Annotated in this window: 17 protein-coding genes; 9 read left to right on the top strand and 8 right to left on the bottom strand. The window is 69.2% G+C overall.

Annotated features, from left to right (window positions below):
- Window positions 1-40: 40 nt before the first annotated feature.
- The 5 genes from ACOACQ_RS16915 to ACOACQ_RS16895 all read left to right on the top strand — a co-directional run bounded on the left by ACOACQ_RS16915 (window position 41) and on the right by ACOACQ_RS16895 (window position 5,839).
- The gene (locus ACOACQ_RS16915; RefSeq protein WP_420288836.1) at window positions 41-1,276 is read left to right on the top strand and encodes a cytochrome P450; all 1,236 of its coding nucleotides are present in this window, start codon (window positions 41-43) and stop codon (window positions 1,274-1,276) included.
- Window positions 1,277-1,354: 78 nt separating this feature from the next.
- Window positions 1,355-2,032, top strand: coding sequence for a response regulator transcription factor (locus tag ACOACQ_RS16910; protein WP_420288835.1), 678 nt, complete (start codon window positions 1,355-1,357; stop codon window positions 2,030-2,032).
- Window position 2,033: 1 nt separating this feature from the next.
- The gene (locus ACOACQ_RS16905; RefSeq protein ID WP_420288834.1) at window positions 2,034-3,392 is read left to right on the top strand and encodes a HAMP domain-containing sensor histidine kinase; all 1,359 of its coding nucleotides are present in this window, start codon (window positions 2,034-2,036) and stop codon (window positions 3,390-3,392) included.
- 56 nt (window positions 3,393-3,448) lie between these two features.
- Entirely contained in the window at window positions 3,449-4,036 is a 588-nt protein-coding gene (locus ACOACQ_RS16900; protein ID WP_420288833.1) for a PepSY domain-containing protein, read from the top strand.
- Window positions 4,037-4,084: 48 nt separating this feature from the next.
- On the top strand, window positions 4,085-5,839 hold the full coding sequence (locus tag ACOACQ_RS16895; protein WP_420288832.1) for a DUF429 domain-containing protein: 1,755 nt from the start codon (window positions 4,085-4,087) through the stop codon (window positions 5,837-5,839).
- On the opposite strand, the gene ACOACQ_RS16890 is transcribed toward ACOACQ_RS16895, so the two are convergent.
- The 8 genes from ACOACQ_RS16890 to ACOACQ_RS16855 form a co-directional block, all read right to left on the bottom strand.
- On the bottom strand, window positions 5,836-6,594 hold the full coding sequence (locus ACOACQ_RS16890; protein WP_420288831.1) for a GTP pyrophosphokinase: 759 nt from the start codon (window positions 6,592-6,594) through the stop codon (window positions 5,836-5,838). The two genes, ACOACQ_RS16895 and ACOACQ_RS16890, sit on opposite strands and share 4 nt — an antisense overlap.
- A 54-nt stretch (window positions 6,595-6,648) precedes the next feature.
- Window positions 6,649-7,317 carry a lysophospholipid acyltransferase family protein gene (locus ACOACQ_RS16885; RefSeq protein ID WP_420288830.1) on the bottom strand — a complete coding sequence of 223 codons (669 nt, stop codon included), beginning with the start codon at window positions 7,315-7,317 and terminating at the stop codon, window positions 6,649-6,651.
- Window positions 7,318-7,375: 58 nt separating this feature from the next.
- On the bottom strand, window positions 7,376-7,813 hold the full coding sequence (locus ACOACQ_RS16880; RefSeq protein ID WP_420288829.1) for a VOC family protein: 438 nt from the start codon (window positions 7,811-7,813) through the stop codon (window positions 7,376-7,378).
- Between the two features lie 72 nt (window positions 7,814-7,885).
- Window positions 7,886-8,680: a PIG-L deacetylase family protein gene (locus ACOACQ_RS16875; RefSeq protein ID WP_420288828.1), complete on the bottom strand. Its 795-nt coding sequence runs from the start codon at window positions 8,678-8,680 to the stop codon at window positions 7,886-7,888.
- 64 nt (window positions 8,681-8,744) lie between these two features.
- Complete coding sequence (gene map, locus ACOACQ_RS16870; RefSeq protein WP_182376444.1) at window positions 8,745-9,512, bottom strand: type I methionyl aminopeptidase; 768 nt, start codon at window positions 9,510-9,512, stop codon at window positions 8,745-8,747.
- Window positions 9,513-9,653: 141 nt separating this feature from the next.
- Window positions 9,654-10,817, bottom strand: coding sequence for a thiolase domain-containing protein (locus ACOACQ_RS16865; RefSeq protein WP_378605645.1), 1,164 nt, complete (start codon window positions 10,815-10,817; stop codon window positions 9,654-9,656).
- Window positions 10,817-11,869 carry a thiolase domain-containing protein gene (locus ACOACQ_RS16860; protein ID WP_420288827.1) on the bottom strand — a complete coding sequence of 351 codons (1,053 nt, stop codon included), beginning with the start codon at window positions 11,867-11,869 and terminating at the stop codon, window positions 10,817-10,819. The genes ACOACQ_RS16865 and ACOACQ_RS16860 overlap by 1 nt, the downstream gene beginning before the upstream one ends.
- A gap of 37 nt (window positions 11,870-11,906) precedes the next feature.
- The gene (locus ACOACQ_RS16855; RefSeq protein WP_420288826.1) at window positions 11,907-12,866 is read right to left on the bottom strand and encodes a Zn-ribbon domain-containing OB-fold protein; all 960 of its coding nucleotides are present in this window, start codon (window positions 12,864-12,866) and stop codon (window positions 11,907-11,909) included.
- A gap of 78 nt (window positions 12,867-12,944) precedes the next feature.
- Between ACOACQ_RS16855 and ACOACQ_RS16850 the strand changes: the two genes are divergently transcribed.
- The 4 genes from ACOACQ_RS16850 (at window position 12,945) to ACOACQ_RS16835 (ending at window position 17,547) form a co-directional block, all read left to right on the top strand.
- The gene (locus ACOACQ_RS16850; protein ID WP_378605654.1) at window positions 12,945-13,988 is read left to right on the top strand and encodes an LLM class F420-dependent oxidoreductase; all 1,044 of its coding nucleotides are present in this window, start codon (window positions 12,945-12,947) and stop codon (window positions 13,986-13,988) included.
- Between the two features lie 51 nt (window positions 13,989-14,039).
- On the top strand, window positions 14,040-14,426 hold the full coding sequence (locus tag ACOACQ_RS16845) for a hypothetical protein (RefSeq protein ID WP_378605657.1): 387 nt from the start codon (window positions 14,040-14,042) through the stop codon (window positions 14,424-14,426).
- Window positions 14,427-14,509: 83 nt separating this feature from the next.
- Window positions 14,510-16,111, top strand: coding sequence for a fatty-acid--CoA ligase FadD8 (fadD8, locus tag ACOACQ_RS16840; protein WP_420288825.1), 1,602 nt, complete (start codon window positions 14,510-14,512; stop codon window positions 16,109-16,111).
- 71 nt (window positions 16,112-16,182) lie between these two features.
- On the top strand, window positions 16,183-17,547 hold the full coding sequence (locus ACOACQ_RS16835) for a cytochrome P450 (protein ID WP_420288824.1): 1,365 nt from the start codon (window positions 16,183-16,185) through the stop codon (window positions 17,545-17,547).
- The last annotated feature ends 93 nt before the right edge of the window (window positions 17,548-17,640 follow it).

The raw sequence follows: 17,640 nt of genomic DNA, 5'->3' as shown, positions 1-17,640 counted from the left end.
GCAGAACTAGAACGTGTTCCATTACTTGAAAGGTCCGGTCGTGACCGAACTTCTCCTTCCTGCGGATTGGGACCCGACGAACCCTGACATCAACGCGGTCGCGCTGCCGCACGATGAGTTCCGCTCGCTGCGGGCGAACGAGCCGATTCGCTGGATCGAACAGCCTCCCCACGCCCGCGCGGGCTTCCTGGACACCGGCTACTGGGCCTGCACGCGGCACCAGGAGGTCCGGGAGATCTCCAAGGACAACGAGAACTGGTCCACCGCCGAGAACGGCGTGATCATCCGGTTCGCCGAGGACATGACGCGCGACCAGGTCGAGGTCCAGCGCGCGATGCTGATCCACCACGACCCGCCGGACCACACCAAGATGCGCGGCATCGTGTCGCGCGGCTTCACGCCGCGTGCGATCGCCGGCCTCAAGGAGAACCTGCGTGCCCGCGCGTACGAGATCGTCCAGGAGTCCGTCGACCGCGGCGCTGGTGACTTCGTCGAGGACCTCGCCGCCGAGCTGCCGCTCCAGGCCATCGCCGACTTCCTGGGCGTCCCGCACGAGGACCGCAAGAAGATCTTCGAGTGGTCCAACTCGATGATGGGCTACGACGACCCGGACAACACCTCCGACCCGGCCACCGCGTCGATGGAGCTCCTCGTCTACTTCGACGCACTCGCCAACGAGCGTCGCGCCAACCCGCAGGACGACATCGTCACCAAGCTCGTCAGCGTCGGCCAGGACGACGACCACGGCGCGCTCACCAACGACGAGTTCGGCTTCTTCGTCATCCTGCTGGCCGTGGCCGGCAACGAGACGACCCGCAACGCGATCAGCCACGGCATGCACGCGTTCTTCCAGCACCCCGACCAGTGGGAGCTGTGGAAGAACGAGCGCCCCGACACGATGATCGACGAGATCATCCGCTGGTCGACGCCTGTCACGGTGTTCCAGCGCACGGCCAAGAACGACGTCGTCGTTGCCGGCCAGGAGGTCAAGAAGGGTGCCCGGGTCGGGATCTTCTACGCCTCGGCGAACTTCGACGAGACCGTCTTCGACGACCCGTTCACCTTCGACATCACCCGCGAGAAGAACCCGCACGTCGCGTTCGGTGGCCACGGCGCCCACTACTGCATCGGCGCCAACCTGGCCCGCATGGAGATCAAGCTGATCTTCGATGCGCTCGCCGACCTGGCGCCCAACATTCAGCTGGCCGAGGAGCCGAAGCGCCTGCGCTCCGGCTGGCTCAACGCGATCAAGGAGATGCAGGTCAAGTACGCCTGAGGTCCCTTCAGCGCAGCTTCAGGGTGGTTCCACGACAATGGGACCGCCCTGATCTGCATTTCGCCACCGGAGGTTGCCATGCGTGTTCTCGTCGTCGACGACGAGCAACGGCTCGCGCGATCCCTGAAGCTGGGGCTGGAGGCCGAGGGCTTCGCCGTCGATGTCGTCCACGACGGGACCGACGGCCTGTGGATGGCCCGGGAGAACGAGTACGCCGCGATCGTCCTCGACCTGATGCTGCCGGGGATCAACGGCTACAAGGTGTGCGAGACCCTGCGCGCGGAGAAGAACTGGACGCCGATCCTGATGCTCACCGCCAAGGACGGCGAATGGGACCAGGTCGAGGGCCTCGACACCGGTGCTGACGACTACCTCACCAAGCCGTTCTCGTTCCCGGTACTGGTGGCCCGCCTGCGCGCCGTGGCCCGGCGCGGTGCGAAGGAACGTCCGACCTCGCTCGAAGCGGGCGACCTCCGGGTCGATCCCGCCGCCCGGCGCGTCTGGCGTGGCGACGTCGAGATCGACCTGACAGCCAGGGAGTTCTCGCTGCTGGGCTTCCTGGCCCGGCACACCGGCGACGTGGTCTCGAAGCGCCAGATCCTCGAGGCGGTCTGGGACGACGACTTCGAGGGCGATCCGAACATCATCGAGGTCTACATCCGGCACCTGCGCAACAAGATCGACCGCCCCTTCGAACGGGACGCGATCCAGACCATCCGCGGTGCCGGCTACCGGCTGGCGAGCGACGGTGGCTGACGTGTCCTGGCGGCGCGCCTCCGTCCGCCTGCGTACGACGGCCGCGGCTGTCCTGGTGGTGGCGATCGTGCTCGTGGTCGGCGGGTTCGCCCTGGTGGCCCTGGTGCGCGCGTCACTGCGTGACGGGGTGGAGGCGACGGCCGAACAGCGCGCCTCCGAGCTCGTCGCCCAGATCGAGTCGACCGGCCTGCCGGAGTCCGGTGTGACCGAGGCCGAGGACGCCGAGGACGCCGAGGACGAGGACGACGACGAGGTGGAGCCCGACGAGCTCGTCTGGCAGGTCCTCGACGCCGATGGTGCCGTCGTGCGCAGCTCCCAGCCGTTGCTGCCTGCAGTGCCGCGAGACGACGGCGACACCGTCAACCTCCCTGAGGGCGACCACCGCTACCTGGTGGTGAGCGAGGAGGCCGATGACTACGAGGTCGTGGTCGCGGTGTCCTTCGAGGACGTCGACGAGTCGACGACCGCCCTGGTCACGCCACTCGTCGTGGGCCTGCCGTTGCTGCTCCTGCTCCTCGGGGGAACGACCTGGATCGTGGTCACGCGTGCGCTGGCCCCGGTCGAACGGATCCGTCGTGAGGTCGAGCAGATCACCGGTGACCAGCTGGATCGACGCGTTCCCGAACCTCCGGCACAGGACGAGATCCACCGCCTCGCCCACACGATGAACCTGATGCTCGGCCGACTGGAGGCCTCCCGAACCCAGCAGCAACAGTTCGTCGCCGATGCGTCCCACGAGCTGCGCTCGCCGCTGGCGAGCATTCGCCAGACGGCCGAGGTCGCCAGGGCCCATCCTGGTGCCCTGCCCGAGGGTGAGCTCGCGGACGCCGTACTCGAGGAAGGGGCGCGGATGCAGCGCCTCGTCGAGCAGCTGCTGATCCTGACCCGTGCGGACGAAGGCGCCCCACGACGTTCCCAGGACATCGACCTGGACGACCTTGCGCTGGCGGAGGCCCGGCGGGTACGCCGCACCGGTCTCGCCGTCGACACCTCCGGAATCGCGCCGGGCCGCGTTCGCGGCGACGAGGTCGCCCTGGCCCAGGTCGTGCGCAATCTCGTCGACAACGCAGCGCGTCATGCGACCGACACCCTCGCGATCGCCGTCCGGGATGTCGTCGGGGGAGTCGAGCTCGTCGTTGACGACGACGGACCCGGTGTCCCCGAGGCGGACCGCGGCCGCGTGTTCGAACGATTCGTGCGGCTTGACGAGGCGCGGGCCCGCGACGCCGGCGGCAGCGGCCTCGGACTGGCCATCGTCCGCGAGATCGTGGTGGCCCACGGGGGAGCCGTGCAGGTGTCGACGTCGCCACTGGGCGGCGCGCGCTTCGTCGTACGGTTGCCTGCCGAATCTGCTTCCTGAACGGGCTTTCAGGCACGTTCAGGCTGGCTTCAGCGGGGTCGGGAGAGGCTGAGGCCATGAACACGAACAAGCTCCGTAGCAAGCGAATCCTCCTTCCCGCCATCGCCGCCGTTGCCGTCCTGGCCGTGGGCGGAACCGTCTGGACTGCCTCTGCCGACAACGACGTCAAGGGCGATGAGCGCGACCGGGTCGCCAGTGCGGCCACCGGTGCCGTGGGCGGCGGCGAGGCTGTCGACGTCGAGACCAGCGATGACCAGGGCGAGGCCTACGAGGTCGAGGTCCGCCGGACCGACGGCTCCGAGATCGACGTGACCCTGGACAAGGACCTGAAGGTCATCGGCAAGGACGCCGACGACGCCGACGACGCCGATGACGCCGCTGATGACGACCGCGATGGCGACACCGACACCGATGACCGCAACGAGGCCCCGGACGCCGACGACCGCGTCCTCAGCGCGACCGAGCGGGCGTCCGCCGAGAAGGCTGCTCTCGCTGCCGTCGGTGGCGGGACGGTCCGCGAGGTCGAGGCCAGCGACGACCGTGGCGCTGCCTACGACGTCGAGGTGCTCGACAGGAACAACGTCGAGTGGGACGTCGACCTGGACGCCAGCTTCAAGGTCCTCAACAAGATCGCCGACAACTGATCCATGTCCACCACGCATGGGGGCAGCCAGTAGGGCAGGCTGCCCCTTATGCATTTCGTCGGAGTCGACCTCGCGTGGGGCGACCGCAAGCCCACCGGCCTGGCCGTCCTCGATGCGGACGGCCAGTTGGTGTCGGTGGCCACGGTGACCAGTGACGACGAGATCGTCGAGGCCCAGGCGCCGTACGTCGACGGCGACTGCCTCGTCGCCATCGACGCGCCGCTCATCGTGGTGAACAAGACCGGCAACCGCCCGGCGGAGGCGGAGCTGAACAAGGACTTCGCCCGGTTCGACGCCGGCGCCCACCCGTCCAACACCGGCAAGCCGGAGTTCAGCGGACAGCCACGCGGCGCACGCATCGCCGGACGTCTCGGCCTCGACATGAACCCGCGATCGGGCCGCGCACGCCGCGCGATCGAGGTCTACCCGCACCCGGCCACCGTGGCGTTGTTCCGGCTGGGTCGGACGCTCAAGTACAAGAACAAGCCCGGACGCGACTTCGAGCAGCTCCGGGCGGAGCTGCTGGTCCTGCTCGGCCTGGTCGAGGGACTCGTCGCCGCCGATCCGCCCCTGAAGGTGACCAGCCCAGCCTGGACGGCGTTGCGGGCGGCGGTCGAGACAGCCGGACGCAAGAGCGAGCTGCGCGTCGTCGAGGACCAGGTCGACGCCGTGATCTGCGCGTACGTCGCGTTGTTCGCTGCCCGTCGCCCCGAGCAGACGGCGACCTATGGCGACTTCGAGACGGGCTACATCGTCACGCCTGCACTGCCTGCCGACCTGGTCCCGTCTCCCCGGACCGCGCCCGTCGCCGTGAGTGGTGCGGGCGCCGCGATCCGTGAGTACACCGAGATCCAGCCCCAGCTGCGCCAGGCGACCGACCAGTTCGTCGAGCTGGTCACGTCGATCCTCGACGAGGCGGGCATCAATTACCTGACCGTCACGGGCCGCGCGAAGTCCGTGTCGTCCTTCGCAGCGAAGGCGGCGAGGACGGTCGACGGGAAGCCGGTCTTCGACGATCCGCTGCGCCAGATCACCGACCAGATCGGGATCCGCGTCATCACCTACGTGCACAGCGACGTCCAGGCGGTGGCCGACCTCATGGAGGACCAGGTGGTGGTCCTCGACGACCGCGACATGGGTCGTGAGACCGCCAGCGAAGGGCGCTGGGGCTACGCGAGCCGTCACCTGCTCGTGAGCCTCGACCCGGCCCGCGAGGGGCACGACGAGTTCGCGGCACTGCGGGGGCGGCAGGCCCAGATCCAGGTCCGCACCGTCCTCCAGCACGCGTGGGCGGAGTTCGAGCACGACATCCGCTACAAGGGCACGATCCCCGACGAGTACGTCCCGGACCTCGACCGGCGCTTCACCCTGGCGGCCGGCCTGCTCGAGCTCGCCGATCGCGAGTTCTCCACGATCCGCGACCGGCTCCAGTCCGGCATGGCCGGACCGAGCGACGAGCCGGAGGACGACGACCCGCGGATCAGCCCCCGCGAGCTCGCCGCCTTCCTCGCCGGCCAGTACTCCGACTCCGGCTGGTCGCGCACCGACCACTACACGTGGATCTCCGCGCTGGTGCTGGAGCTGGGCATCACCTCGCTCAACGAGCTCGGCGAGACGCTGCGGTCCGTGGACGATGAGGCGCTCAAGGAGCGGATGGACTATCGCTACCCGCCGGGCGCCGTACGACGCCTCGACGACGCACTGCTCTGGGTGTACGGCGATGCGTACGTCGACCTGCGCGCCAATGAGGACCGGGTGCCGGCGCTGCGGGCCAGGCTCGCCAAGATGCGCGGCGGGGCCTAGGAGCCGAGCTCGCGGACCTCGGTGCGCAACCGGCCCATGGTCTGGTCGAGCGCTGACGCGGTGTCGGCGGCCCGGTGCAGCTCATCGAGCAGCGTCGTGGGGACGATGCCGTCGTACTTGTAGTAGATCGAGTGCTCGACGCTGGCCCAGAAGTCCATGGCGATCGTGCGGATCTGCAGCTCGACCGGCACGTGCTCGGTGCGGTCGGAGAGGAACACCGGCACCCGGATGATCAGGTGGAGGCTGCGGTAGCCGTTGGCCTTGGGGGAGCGGATGTAGTCCTCGACCTCGAGGACCGTGACGTCAGGCTGCCCCGTGAGCATGTCGCTGATCCAGTACACGTCCGACACGAACGGGCAGACGACCCGGATCCCGGCGATGTCGCGGATCTTGGCCTCGATGTCCTCGAGGGTCGGCTCGCAGTCGATCCGGGCGACCTTCGCGAAGAGGCTCTCGACCGTCTTCAGTCGGGTGCGCACGTGCTCGATGGGGCTGTGGTCGTGGGTCTGCTCGAACTCCTCGCGCAGGATCGAGATCTTCGTCGTCACCTCGTCCAGCGCGAACTGGTAGCGCATCCGGAACCGGGCCATCCCGACCTGGAGGTCGCGCAGCTGTGCGGCGAGGTCATGGGTCTGGGCGTCGGTCGCCTCGGTCCCCAGCAACCCCACGAAGAGCTCACGGAGCAGCTCGGACCCGGTGCGTGCCGGCGGCATCAGGGGTACGGCGTCGGACGGCGTGGTCTCGGTGGCGCTCACGTGACGGGTCCTCCTGGCAGGTCGGAGTCCAGCATCCCTGATCGCTCAAGGCCCTCAGGCGTCGATGGGCCGTTCGTTGTACGCCTCGACCCGCTCCTGGCCGGTGAGGGCATGGATCGCGTCCATGATCTCGTCGGTGACCTGGCGGCGGGCCCGTCCGGGCGCGACGCCGTCGAAGCGGCCCTTGAAGTCGAGCGGCTCGCCGAACCGGACGGTCACCTTCGCGCGCTTCGGGAGGGCGCCGTCCACCGGTTGCAGGTTCTCGGTGCCGATCAACCCGACGGGTACGACGGGCACGCCGGCAGTCAGGGCGAGCTGCGCGATACCTGTACGGCCGCGGTAGAGCTTCCCGTCGCGGGAGCGGGTGCCCTCGGGGTAGATCCCGAAGGCCTCACCGCGGCCGAGGACCTCCAGGGCGATGTCGAGCGACTTGAGTGCGGCCTGAGTGTCGCTGCGGTCGACGGGCACCATGCCGAGCCCCTCGAACCACGCCTTGCTCATCCGGCCCTTGACCCCGGACCCGGTGAAGTACTCCGCCTTCGCCAGGAACACCACCTTGCGCGGCGCCACGATCGGGATCACCACGCTGTCGGCGAAGCTGAGGTGGTTGCTGGCGATCAGCACCGGCCCCGACATCGGGACGTGCTCGATGCCCTCGATCGTCGGCCGCCACACGGCGCGCGCGACGGGAGGGACGATGGCGTGGAGGACCTCGTAGAGCACGGGTCCAGCGTAGAAGGCTCGGCGGGATGGCGTGCGACCGGCACCACCGGGGTGAGTGTCAGCCGTTCCGATCGGCCAGCGCCACGATGATCCCCTCGGGCCCGCGTACGTAGGTCATCCGCCAACCCTCGTGCTCGCCCACGCTCCCGATGAGGCCGTACCCGTCGGCAGCCAGCTCGTCGAGGACGGAGGACAGGTCGTCGACCTCGAACATCACGTTCCGGATGCCGAGCTCGTTGGACATCGGGGCGGGGGAGCCGGGCAGGTGGTCCGGTGTGATGAACGTCGACAGCTCGAGTCCGGTGCCACCGCCCGGTGGCCGCAGCATGACGATCTGGCTGCGGGAGCCGGGGATGCCGATCACGTCGTCGACGAACTGGCCTTCCAGCGTCGCCGTACCTTCCACCTCGAGACCGAGCGTGACGAAGAACGCCGTCGCCGCGTCGAGGTCGGCAACGGTGATGCCGACGTGGTCGAAGAGTCGTACGTGGGCCATGAGTCAGTCCTCCAGCGGTGGGGCGGGTCCGTCGAAGCAGGGACGGAGCTGAGCCCGGGTTCTCGACATGGGTCAGGCAAGACCTTCGAAGAGGTCCGTGAGCATGGGCGCCTGCCCCTCGGTCTCGGGCCACGCGACGGCGTACCACTCGCGACCGACACGACGCTCCCACTGCTCGGTGTTGGTCGGGTCGTCCGACATCACGTGCAGCTGGCTCTTGTGTTCCCGCAGGCCCGCCACGATCCGGCTCGCGTGCTGGCTGCAGTCCACGGTGATCCGGATCTGGTCGTCCGGTACGCCCCGCATGTGGAAGGTCTGCGTCGGGTCGAAGGTGAAGAGGCCGAGGTCGGCGCGCTGGCGGTTCCAGCGCTCGAAGACCGACTGGGGGACCGCGCCGTGTGCGAGGCGCTGGAACCCGGATCGGTCGTCGGACCGCAGGCGAGCGAACGCCTCGTCCGTGGCTGCGCCGATCGTGATGTGGTCTGGGTGCCCGAAGATCCCGTCGGGTCCGAACGTCACGACGACGGCGGGATCCTCCTCGTCGAGGATCTGTGCGACGGCTGCGACGACCTCCTCGAACGGGACCTCTGCCAGCGCACCGTCGGGCAGGCCGAGCCACTCGTGTCGATCGGGCACGCGACCGTGTGCGCGCCACGCGGCCTCGTCCTCGTCCCGTCGGACCGCCCCCAGCGTCTCGCGCGTGGCCGGGAACCCGTCGCGGATCTCGCCCTGCTCGCCGTACGTCGCATGGATCAGGACGAACCTGAAGTCCCGGTCATCGGCATGCAGTGCGACGCTGCCTGCAGCGCCGTACGCGTCGTCATCGGGATGGGCGAAGACGCAGGCAAGGGTCCGGTTGCGAGCCATGGACCCAAGTTAGCGACGACGAGCGGTCGACATCAGTCCCCGTCGTACGCCGCCCGGAGCTCGGTCAGTCGCGGGCGGTCAGCACCAGCGGGTCGCCGTCGGTGATGGCCACGGTGTGCTCGGTGTGCGCGCCCCGCGATCCGTCGGCCGAGCGGATGGTCCAGCCGTCGGGGTCGAAGGTGATCTCGTCCGTCGTGTGCAGGAACCACGGCTCGATGGCGATGACGAGGCCGGGGCGGAGCTTCAGGCCGCGGCCCGGGCGCCCGTCGTTGGAGATGTGCGGCTCGCCGTGCATGGTCCGGCCGACGCCGTGGCCACCGAACTGCAGGTTGACCTTCAGGCCCTCGGCGTGGGCGACACTGCCGATCGCGAACGAGATGTCGCCGAGCTTGTTGCCCGCACGGGCGGCGTCGATGCCGGCGTCGAGGGCGCGCTGGGTGACGTCGATGAGCCACTGGTCCTTCTCGTTCGGCGTACCGACGATCACCGACAGGGCCGAATCGGCCACCCAGCCGTCGACGGAGGCAGCGAAGTCGACGGAGAGCAGGTCGCCGTCCTGGAGGACGTAGTCGAACGGCAGGCCGTGCAGGACGGCGTCGTTGACCGACGTGCACAGGACCTTGCCGAACGGGCTGGCACCGAACGACGGGTGGTAGTCGATGTAGCAGGACTCCGCACCGGCGTCCTTGATCATCTTGTGGGCCAGGGCGTCGAGCTCGAGCAGGTTCACGCCCACGGCGGCCTTCTCGGACAGGGCCTTGATCACCGAGGCGACGAAACGACCGGCGGGACGCATCTGCTCGATCTGGGCGGGGGTGCGGAGCTCAATCACGAAACGAGCCTATCGGGCGCGGGCCGGGGCAAGAATTCGTGCACGGGTCCGGACGATCCACCACTCGGCCAGGATTGGCCCCATCGCGTGGCGAAGGAGACGAGTGGTGGATCGGTGGGGCCTGCCCCCAAACCGTGGTGCTCAGTTGGTCGGCTTCTCCGAACCGACCACCCACATCGCGAAGAACTGCGAGCCACCGCCGTAGGCGTGGCCGAGTGCCCGTCGTACGCCGTCGACCTGGTGCTCGCCGGCCGCGCCGCGGACCTGGAGCGCCGCCTCGCCGAAGCGGAGCATGCCGGAGGCGCCGATCGGGTTCGACGACAGGACACCGCCGGAGCAGTTGACGGGGATCTTGCCGGTCATCGCTGTCTCGCCGGCCTCGGTCAGCTTCCAGCCGTCGCCCTCGGCCGCGAAGCCGAGGTTCTCCAGCCACATCGGCTCGAACCACGAGAACGGCACGTAGATCTCGGCGGCGTCGATCTCCTCGATCGGGTTGGTGATGCCGGCCTGCTTCCAGAGCGCGGCTGCGGCGTCACGCCCGGCCTGCGGGTTGACCTGGTCACGCTCGGCGGCCGTGGTGGCCTCCGAGCGCATCACCGTGCCGTGGATCCAGGCCGGGTTCGGCGAGGACCGGGCGGTGTCCTCGTCGACGATGACCAGCGCGCAGGCACCGTCGCTCGAGGGGCAGGTCTCGTCGTACCGGATCGGGTCCCAGAGCATCTGCGAGGCCAGGACAGACTCGACGGTCGTGCCCTCGTTGTGGAGGTGCGCGTAGGGGTTCTTCAGCGCGTTGTTGCGGTCCTTGGCGGCCACGATCGCACCCACGTGGGTGGGGGCCTGGGAACGGCGGATGTAGGAACGCACGTGCGGTGCGAAGTAGCCGCCGGCACCCGCGTGGACGGGCATGTTGAACGGCAGCGGCACCGAGAGCGCCCACATCGCGTTGGACTCGGACTGCTTCTCGTAGGCGACCGTCAGCACCCGCTTGTGGACGCCGGCCTGGACCAGGGACGCCGCGACGATCGCGGTCGAGCCGCCGACCGAGCCGGCGGTGTGGACCCGCAGGAGCGGCTTGCCGGCCGCGCCGAGGGCCTCGGCGAGGAACAGCTCGGGCATCATCACGCCCTCGAACAGGTCCGGCGCCTTGCCGACCACGATGGCGTCGATGTCGTCGAGCGTCATGTTGGCGTCGAGGAGCGCGCGGTCGATGGCCTCGCGGCACAGGCCGGCCATGGAGAGGTCCTCGCGCTTCGCGCGGTGGTGCGTCTGGCCGACGCCGATGATCGCTGCAGGCTGCTTGCCCATCAGATGTTTCCTTCCAGGGTGCAGACGAGGTTCTGCTGCAGGGCGGGGCCACTGGTGGCGTGGGCGAGGGCCTTGTCGGCCTCACCGGACCAGATCCTCGTCGCGGCCTCGCCGACGCGGATGCCACCACCGGAGAACATCGGGTTGCTCGCCAGCGCGCCGCCGGACGGGTTGATGACGACGTCGTCGCCGAGGCCCAGCTCCTTGCGCAGGATGAGCTCCTGGTGGCTGAACGGTGCGTGCAGCTCGGCCAGGTCGACGCCGCCGAGGTCGAGTGCGGCACCGGCCCGCTGGGCCGATGGCGACCGGGTGAGGTCGCGAACACCCATGCCCATGGGGTCGACGTTGTGGGAGATTCCGGTGAGCCAGGCGGGACGCTCGCGGACGTCGCGGGCCTTGTCGCCAGCAGCGAGCACCAGCGCCGCCACACCGTCGGTGACGGGGGAGCAGTCGTGCTTGCGCAGCGGGTCCGCGTACATCGGGCGTGCGAGCAGCTCGTCGACCGACGAGCCGCCCTTCCGGATGGCGTACTCGTTCTTCTCGGCGTCGGTCAGCGAGCGGTTCGCGACCTCGGCCATGGCGCGCTCGTCCCAGGCGCCGGCGTCGATGCCCACGCGGGCCTGGAGGCCGGCCAGGGACACGGTGTCGGGCCACAGGGGCGTCATCGTGTACGGCTCGAGCTGGAGGGCGAGCGTGCGGCGCAGCACTCCGGCCGAGCTCTTGCCGAACGCGTAGACGAGGGCGGTGTCGACCTCGCCCGTCTGGATCTTGATCCACGCCTCGTACATGGCCCAGGCGAGGTCCATCTCCACGTGCGACTCGTTGACCGGCGGAATGACACCGATCGCGTCGACGGCCTGGACGAACGAGAACGAACGGCCGGCGAGGTAGTCGGAGGAGCCGGAGCACCAGAACCCGACGTCCCTGCGGGTCCAGCCGGTCTGCTCGTAGAGCTCCTTGAAGACCGGGACGAGGAGCTCGACACAGGTCGGGGACCCGTCGAATTCAGGCATCTGTCGCTGGGCGAACCCGACGACGGCGACGTCACGCATTAGTGGCAGGCCTTTCTGAAGGAACGTCGTGGGGTGTTCACAGGTGCTGCTGGTAGGTGGCGTAGTCGGCGTCCGGTTCGCCGGTCGGCGCGAAGTGGTCGATGTTCTCCAGGGAGTACGCCCACTCGTCCTTCGGCTTCCAGACCGCCTTGACCCGCATGCCCATCCGCACCTCGTCGGCAGGAACGCCGAGGATGAGGTGCAGGACCGCGATGTCGGCGCCGTCGAGGAGCACGTACGCCGACACGTACGGCGGCTTGATCTTCTGGCCCAGGAACGGCACGTTGACGATGCAGAACGTCGTGATGGTGCCGGTCTGCGAGAGCTCGACCTCCTCCGCGGTCGGCGTCCCGTCAGCGGGGCACGCGCTGCGCGGCGGCACGTAGACCTTCTCGCAGGTGGGGCAGCGCTGGCCCATGATCCGGCCCTCGTTGAGGCCGCGGTAGAACAGCGACTCCTCGGGCGAGGCCGCGTAGTTGTAGTCGAGGGACACCGTCGTGACGACGCCGGTGACCGGCTCGTCGGAGGCGGCCGCAGCGGCGGCTGCCTCGGCCTCGCCGGGGGCGAGCGGCTCGAAGCACGCGATGTCGTTGATGTGGCCGACCCGCTCCGCGGCCCAGCGCACACGCACCCGCATGCCGGTGGTGACCTCGGCGGGCGAGGAGACGTCCAGCGCGTGGAGGAACGGCACGTCGGCGCCGTCGAGCGTGACGAGGGCGAAGGCGAACGGCCGGTCGAACGGCTGGCCCTTCACCGGCTCGGGGACCCAGGTCCAGGACGTGACCGTGCCGACGGACGCCACGTCCACGAACTCGGTCGTCGCCTCGTGGGTGACGGGGTCGAACTCGAGCGGTGGGACGACGACCTGACCGGCCGAGGTCCGTCCGCCGACGACCACTCCGTCGCGAAGTCCGGAGAGGAAACGACCAACGACGGGGCCGGTCGATCGCGTGTAGTCGAAGGCGACCGTCACGGGCGCCTGCAAGGTGCGGCTCATGAGCCAAAGTGAAACATGTTCTGCTCAAAAGTGAAACACGTTCTAGAAATGCTTTCACTCGACGGGCATGATGCAGCCATGAAGCTGGGACTGCAGTTGGGCTACTGGGGCGCGCAGCCCCCGCAAGGAGTGGGCGAGCTCGTCGCCGCGGCCGAGGACGCCGGGTTCGACGCGATCTTCACCGCCGAGGCCTGGGGGAGTGATGCCTTCACGCCGTTGGCCTGGTGGGGTCGCGAGACCAGCCGGGTGCGGCTCGGCACCTCCATCGTGCAGATGTCCGGCCGTACGCCGACGTCGATCGCCATGCACGCGCTCACGCTGGACCACCTGACCAACGGCCGGGTCATCCTCGGCATGGGCGTGAGCGGCCCGCAGGTCGTGGAGGGCTGGTACGGCCAGCCGTTCTCGAAGCCGCTGGCCCGGACCCGCGAGGTCGTCGAGATCATCCGCAAGGTCCTGGCGCGCGAGGAGCCGGTCATCAACGCCGGCCCGCACCACCCCTTGCCCTACAACGGCCCGGGGGCCGTGCACCTCGGGAAGCCGCTCAAGCCGATCGTCCACCCGCTCCGCGCCGACCTGCCGATCTGGCTCGGCGCCGAGGGCCCGAAGAATGTCGCCCAGACCGCCGAGATCGCCGACGGCTGGATCCCGATCTTCTACACGCCCAGGAGTGCCGGCATGTACCAGCCGTGGCTGGACGAGGGCTTCGCCCGAGCGGGCGCCCGTCGTACTCGCGCCGACTTCGAGATCTCGGCGACCTGTCACCTCCAGGTCGTGAAGGACGCTGCCGAGAAGCAGGCCGTCGTCGATGCGATGAAGCCGTTCGTCAGCCTCTACATGGGTGGCATGGGCGCCAAGGAGCAGAACTTCCACACGCAGGTCTTCGCGCGGATGGGCTACGAGGCCCTGGCGGACGAGGTGCAGAACCTCTACCTGGCAGGGGAGAAGGACAAGGCCACGGCGCTGATCCCCGACGAGCTCGTCGACGACATGCACATCATCGGTACCGCCGGTGAGGTTCGTGAGCGCGTGGCGCAGTGGGAGGAGACCGGCGTGACGACACTGCTCCTGTCCTCCCGCAGTGCGGCCGAGATCCGGCAGGTCGCCGAGCTGTTGGCCTGAGTTCGCCCGGAACACTGGTCGCTGTCGGCGACGAGGGCTAGCGTTCCGGCCATGAGGCGGGAGCCGCACGAGAACGTCGCCACGGTGCTGGTGGACCCTGCCCTGCTCCGTGACCTCGAGCTCGAGCTGATGGAGCTCGACCTGTGGGTCTGGCCCGTACGGACTGCGCCGATCTGCGTCGACGGGCCGCGCACGGCATTCCAGGTCAGGCGGCGCCTGATCGAGGCGAAGCAGGGTGCCTGGGACTGTGCCGCCGGCTGGATCCCGGTGTGGATCAGCTTCGGTGAACGCTGGCGCACCTCAGGGGACCCCTTGCCGTGGGCCGCGCACCGCGCACTCTGGGGCGTCCTCGACGCGCACGCCGACCAGGTCCGGTTCCAGCGCCGGCTGGGTGGAGTGGCGCCGCTCGTGGCCCCGGCCGAACGGCGCGCCGGTTGAACCTTGCCGACGACTAGAACACGTTCTATATTTCGAGACGCACGCCCGTCCCTCACGTGCTCCTCAATAACCGAAGGCCTCCAGTGACCGACACGCTCCGTACGCCTGCCCACAACGGCCACCTGATGGTGGCGGCCCTCAAGCGGCACGCCCACCGGCCCATCGTCCACCTGGGCGATGTCACGCTCACGGGGGCGGAGACCGCCGACCGGATCTCGCAGTACATCCAGGCCTTCGAGTCCCTCGGGGCCGGCCGCGGTACGCCGGGCGCACTCCTCGCGCTCAACCGGCCCGAGGTGCTCTTCATCCTCGGCGCGGGCCAGACGCAGGGCTTCCAGCGCACGTCGCTGCACCCGCTCGGCTCTGCCGACGACCACGCCTACGTCATCAACGACGCGGGCATCACCACGCTGGTCATCGACCCGTACTTCGCCGGCCGAGCCGTGGAGCTGCTCGGCAAGTGCCCCGGGCTCAAGCAGGTCCTCACCATCGGGCCGGTGCCTGCGGAGCTCGCTGAGGTCGGCACCGACCTGAACGAGGTCGCCGCCTCGTTCACGCCGCAGCCCGTCCAGGCCGCGGTGCTCGAACCCGACCACATCACGTCGATCACCTACACGGGCGGCACGACCGGCAAGCCCAAGGGCGTCATCGGCACCGTGCGTGCGTTCTCGACCATGGCGCAGATCCAGATGGCCGAGTGGGAGTGGCCGGCCGAGCCGCGCTTCCTGATGTGCACGCCGCTCTCCCACGCCGGCGCGGCGTTCTTCGTCCCGGTGGTGCTCCAGGGCGGCACGCTGTTCGTGTCCTCACGGTTCGACCCGGCAGAGGTGCTGGCGACCATCGAGGAGAAGAAGATCAACTCCCTGATGCTCGTGCCGACGATGCTCTACGCGTTGATGGACCACCCGGACTCGCGCACCCGCGACCTGTCCTCGCTCGAGACCGTCTACTACGGGGCGTCCGCCATCAACCCGGTCCGCCTCAAGGAGGCCATCGAGCGCTTCGGCCCGATCTTCGCCCAGTACTACGGGCAGTCCGAGGCGCCGATGGTGATCACCTACTTCCCCAAGGGCGACCACGTGGACGCCGACGGCAAGCCGGCCGAGGAGCGCCTGACGTCCTGCGGGCGCCCGTCGGCGTACCTCCGGACAGCCTTGCTGGGCGAGGACGGCAACCCGGTGGCACAGGGCGAGCCAGGCGAGATCTGCGTGGCCGGGCCGCTCCTGTCGGCCGGTTACTGGCAGCTGCCCGAAGAGACGGCCGCGACCTTCCGGGACGGGTGGATGCACACCGGTGACGTGGCGCGGGAGGACGAGAACGGGCTCTGGTACATCGTCGACCGGACCAAGGACATGATCGTCACCGGCGGCTTCAACGTGTTCCCGCGCGAGGTGGAGGACGTCATCGCCGAACACCCTGCGATCGCCCAGGTCGGCGTCATCGGTACGCCGCACGAGAAGTTCGGCGAGGCAGTGACGGCCGTCGTGGTCCTGAGGGACGGGTTCGAGCTCACCGACGACGTGATCGCCGACATCAAGGACGCGGTCAAGGAACGCAAGGGGTCGGTGCAGGCGCCCAAGGACATCATCGCCGTCGACGCGCTGCCACTCACCGCGCTCGGCAAGCCGGACAAGAAGGCGCTGCGTGCGCGCTTCTGGGACGGCCAGGGCCGCAGCATCGGCTGACCCACCTCGCCCATCCTACGTGGCCCGATCGGGCCATTGAGGCGTACGACGGCCTGTGGCACCGTGGGCGAATGGCCGCTCCCGCCATCCAGGAGCTCGGGATGCTGCCGGTTGCCCCGGACGTACCGATGGGGATCGTCGAGCGCCTGCGCCACGTCCGTCAGTTCGACAGCGGGCTCGGTGTGATCGGTGCCGCCGGTGGCCCGGTCACCACCGTTCGGGTCGGACCGCGCGCGCTGGTGCCGCCGTTCGTCGTGGTGACCTCGCCGCAGGGCGCCCACGACGTGCTGGCCGCCTCCGACGGCGCCTTCGACAAGGAGATGATCGTCCACGTCGAGAACCGCGTTCTGGGCGACAACGTCTTCAACCTGCCGCATGCCCGGTGGCTGGCCCGGCGCCGAACGCTCCAGCCGATCTTCACCAAGAAGCACGTCGCGGCGTTCGCCGGCCACATGGCGGCGGCCGCCCAGGGCCACGCGGACGACATGGCCCGCCGCGGTGACGTCGACCTCGACGTCGAGATGCGGCACCTGACCCTCCAGGTCGTCGGGCGTTCCGTGTTCGGGCTCGACCTGGGCGAGGACGCTCGCGCGATGGGACCCCATGTGCGCCGCGTGCTGGAGTGGGTCACGCACCGGTCGTTGCGCCCGGTGCGCTCGCCGATGTGGCTGCCGACGCCGGCACGCTTCCGGATGCGGCGCTCGATGGCAGTGCTCCACGCCCTGGTCGATCGTGCGATCGACGCATCGATCGCCCATCCCGACGGGGACGCAGAGCTGGTGCGGCTCCTGCTCGACGCGACGGACCCCGAGACCGGCAAGCCGCTGACCCGGAAGGCGGTCAGGGACGAGCTGCTCGTGTTCATGTTGGCGGGCCACGACACGACAGCCACGACGCTCGCCTACAGCCTGTGGGCGCTCGGTCGGCACCCTGAGGTCCAGGCCCGGCTGGCTGTCGAGGCGTCAGTACTGGGCGACCGCACCCTGACCGTCGAGGACGTCCCGTCCCTGCCGTTCACCGTCCAGGTCATCCACGAAGCGTTGCGCATGTGTCCGCCGGCGCCGGCGATCGGCCGGTTGGCGATGCGGGACGTCGCCGTGGACGGCTTCCGGATTCCCGCGGGGACCAACGTGGTGGTCGGGGCGTACGCGATCCAGCACGACGCCCGGTACTGGGACGAGCCCGAGCGGTTCGACCCCGACCGCTTCTCGCACGAGAAGTCCGCTGGGCGGAGCCGATGGCAGTTCTTCCCGTTCGGTGCCGGTCCGCGCTCCTGCATCGGCGACCACTTCGCGATGCTGGAGGCGACTCTGGCGCTGGCCACGATGATCCGTTCGGCGGAGATCGAGTCGATCGACGACACATTCCCCACGGCATTGCCGTTCACCATGACAGCAGGCGGCCCGATCCCGGCTCACGTCCGGAAACGGGGCTAGTTGTGATGTCCGGGGACGTTGGTCAGTCGGGTGACCGGTGGCTTGGCTCCGATGGCGGAGTGGACGCGGTGATGATTGTAGAAGTGGAGCCAT

The sequence above is a fragment of the Nocardioides sp. CPCC 206347 genome (genome assembly GCF_048654605.1).
Taxonomy (GTDB): domain Bacteria; phylum Actinomycetota; class Actinomycetes; order Propionibacteriales; family Nocardioidaceae; genus Nocardioides.
This window is presented reverse-complemented; position numbering and strand designations above follow the sequence as displayed.

Bases quoted from the DNA above. Each gene is read 5' to 3' on its own strand.
- ACOACQ_RS16910 (WP_420288835.1), top strand. From the start codon at position 1,355: ATGCGTGTTCTCGTCGTCGACGACGAGCAACGGCTCGCGCGATCCCTG.
- ACOACQ_RS16900 (WP_420288833.1), top strand. From the start codon at position 3,449: ATGAACACGAACAAGCTCCGTAGCAAGCGAATCCTCCTTCCCGCCATC.
- ACOACQ_RS16895 (WP_420288832.1), top strand. From the start codon at position 4,085: ATGCATTTCGTCGGAGTCGACCTCGCGTGGGGCGACCGCAAGCCCACC.
- ACOACQ_RS16880 (WP_420288829.1), bottom strand. From the start codon at position 7,813: ATGGCCCACGTACGACTCTTCGACCACGTCGGCATCACCGTTGCCGAC.
- ACOACQ_RS16875 (WP_420288828.1), bottom strand. From the start codon at position 8,680: ATGGCTCGCAACCGGACCCTTGCCTGCGTCTTCGCCCATCCCGATGAC.
- ACOACQ_RS16865 (WP_378605645.1), bottom strand. From the start codon at position 10,817: ATGGGCAAGCAGCCTGCAGCGATCATCGGCGTCGGCCAGACGCACCAC.
- ACOACQ_RS16860 (WP_420288827.1), bottom strand. From the start codon at position 11,869: ATGCGTGACGTCGCCGTCGTCGGGTTCGCCCAGCGACAGATGCCTGAA.
- ACOACQ_RS16855 (WP_420288826.1), bottom strand. From the start codon at position 12,866: ATGAGCCGCACCTTGCAGGCGCCCGTGACGGTCGCCTTCGACTACACG.
- ACOACQ_RS16850 (WP_378605654.1), top strand. From the start codon at position 12,945: ATGAAGCTGGGACTGCAGTTGGGCTACTGGGGCGCGCAGCCCCCGCAA.
- ACOACQ_RS16845 (WP_378605657.1), top strand. From the start codon at position 14,040: ATGAGGCGGGAGCCGCACGAGAACGTCGCCACGGTGCTGGTGGACCCT.
- ACOACQ_RS16835 (WP_420288824.1), top strand. From the start codon at position 16,183: ATGGCCGCTCCCGCCATCCAGGAGCTCGGGATGCTGCCGGTTGCCCCG.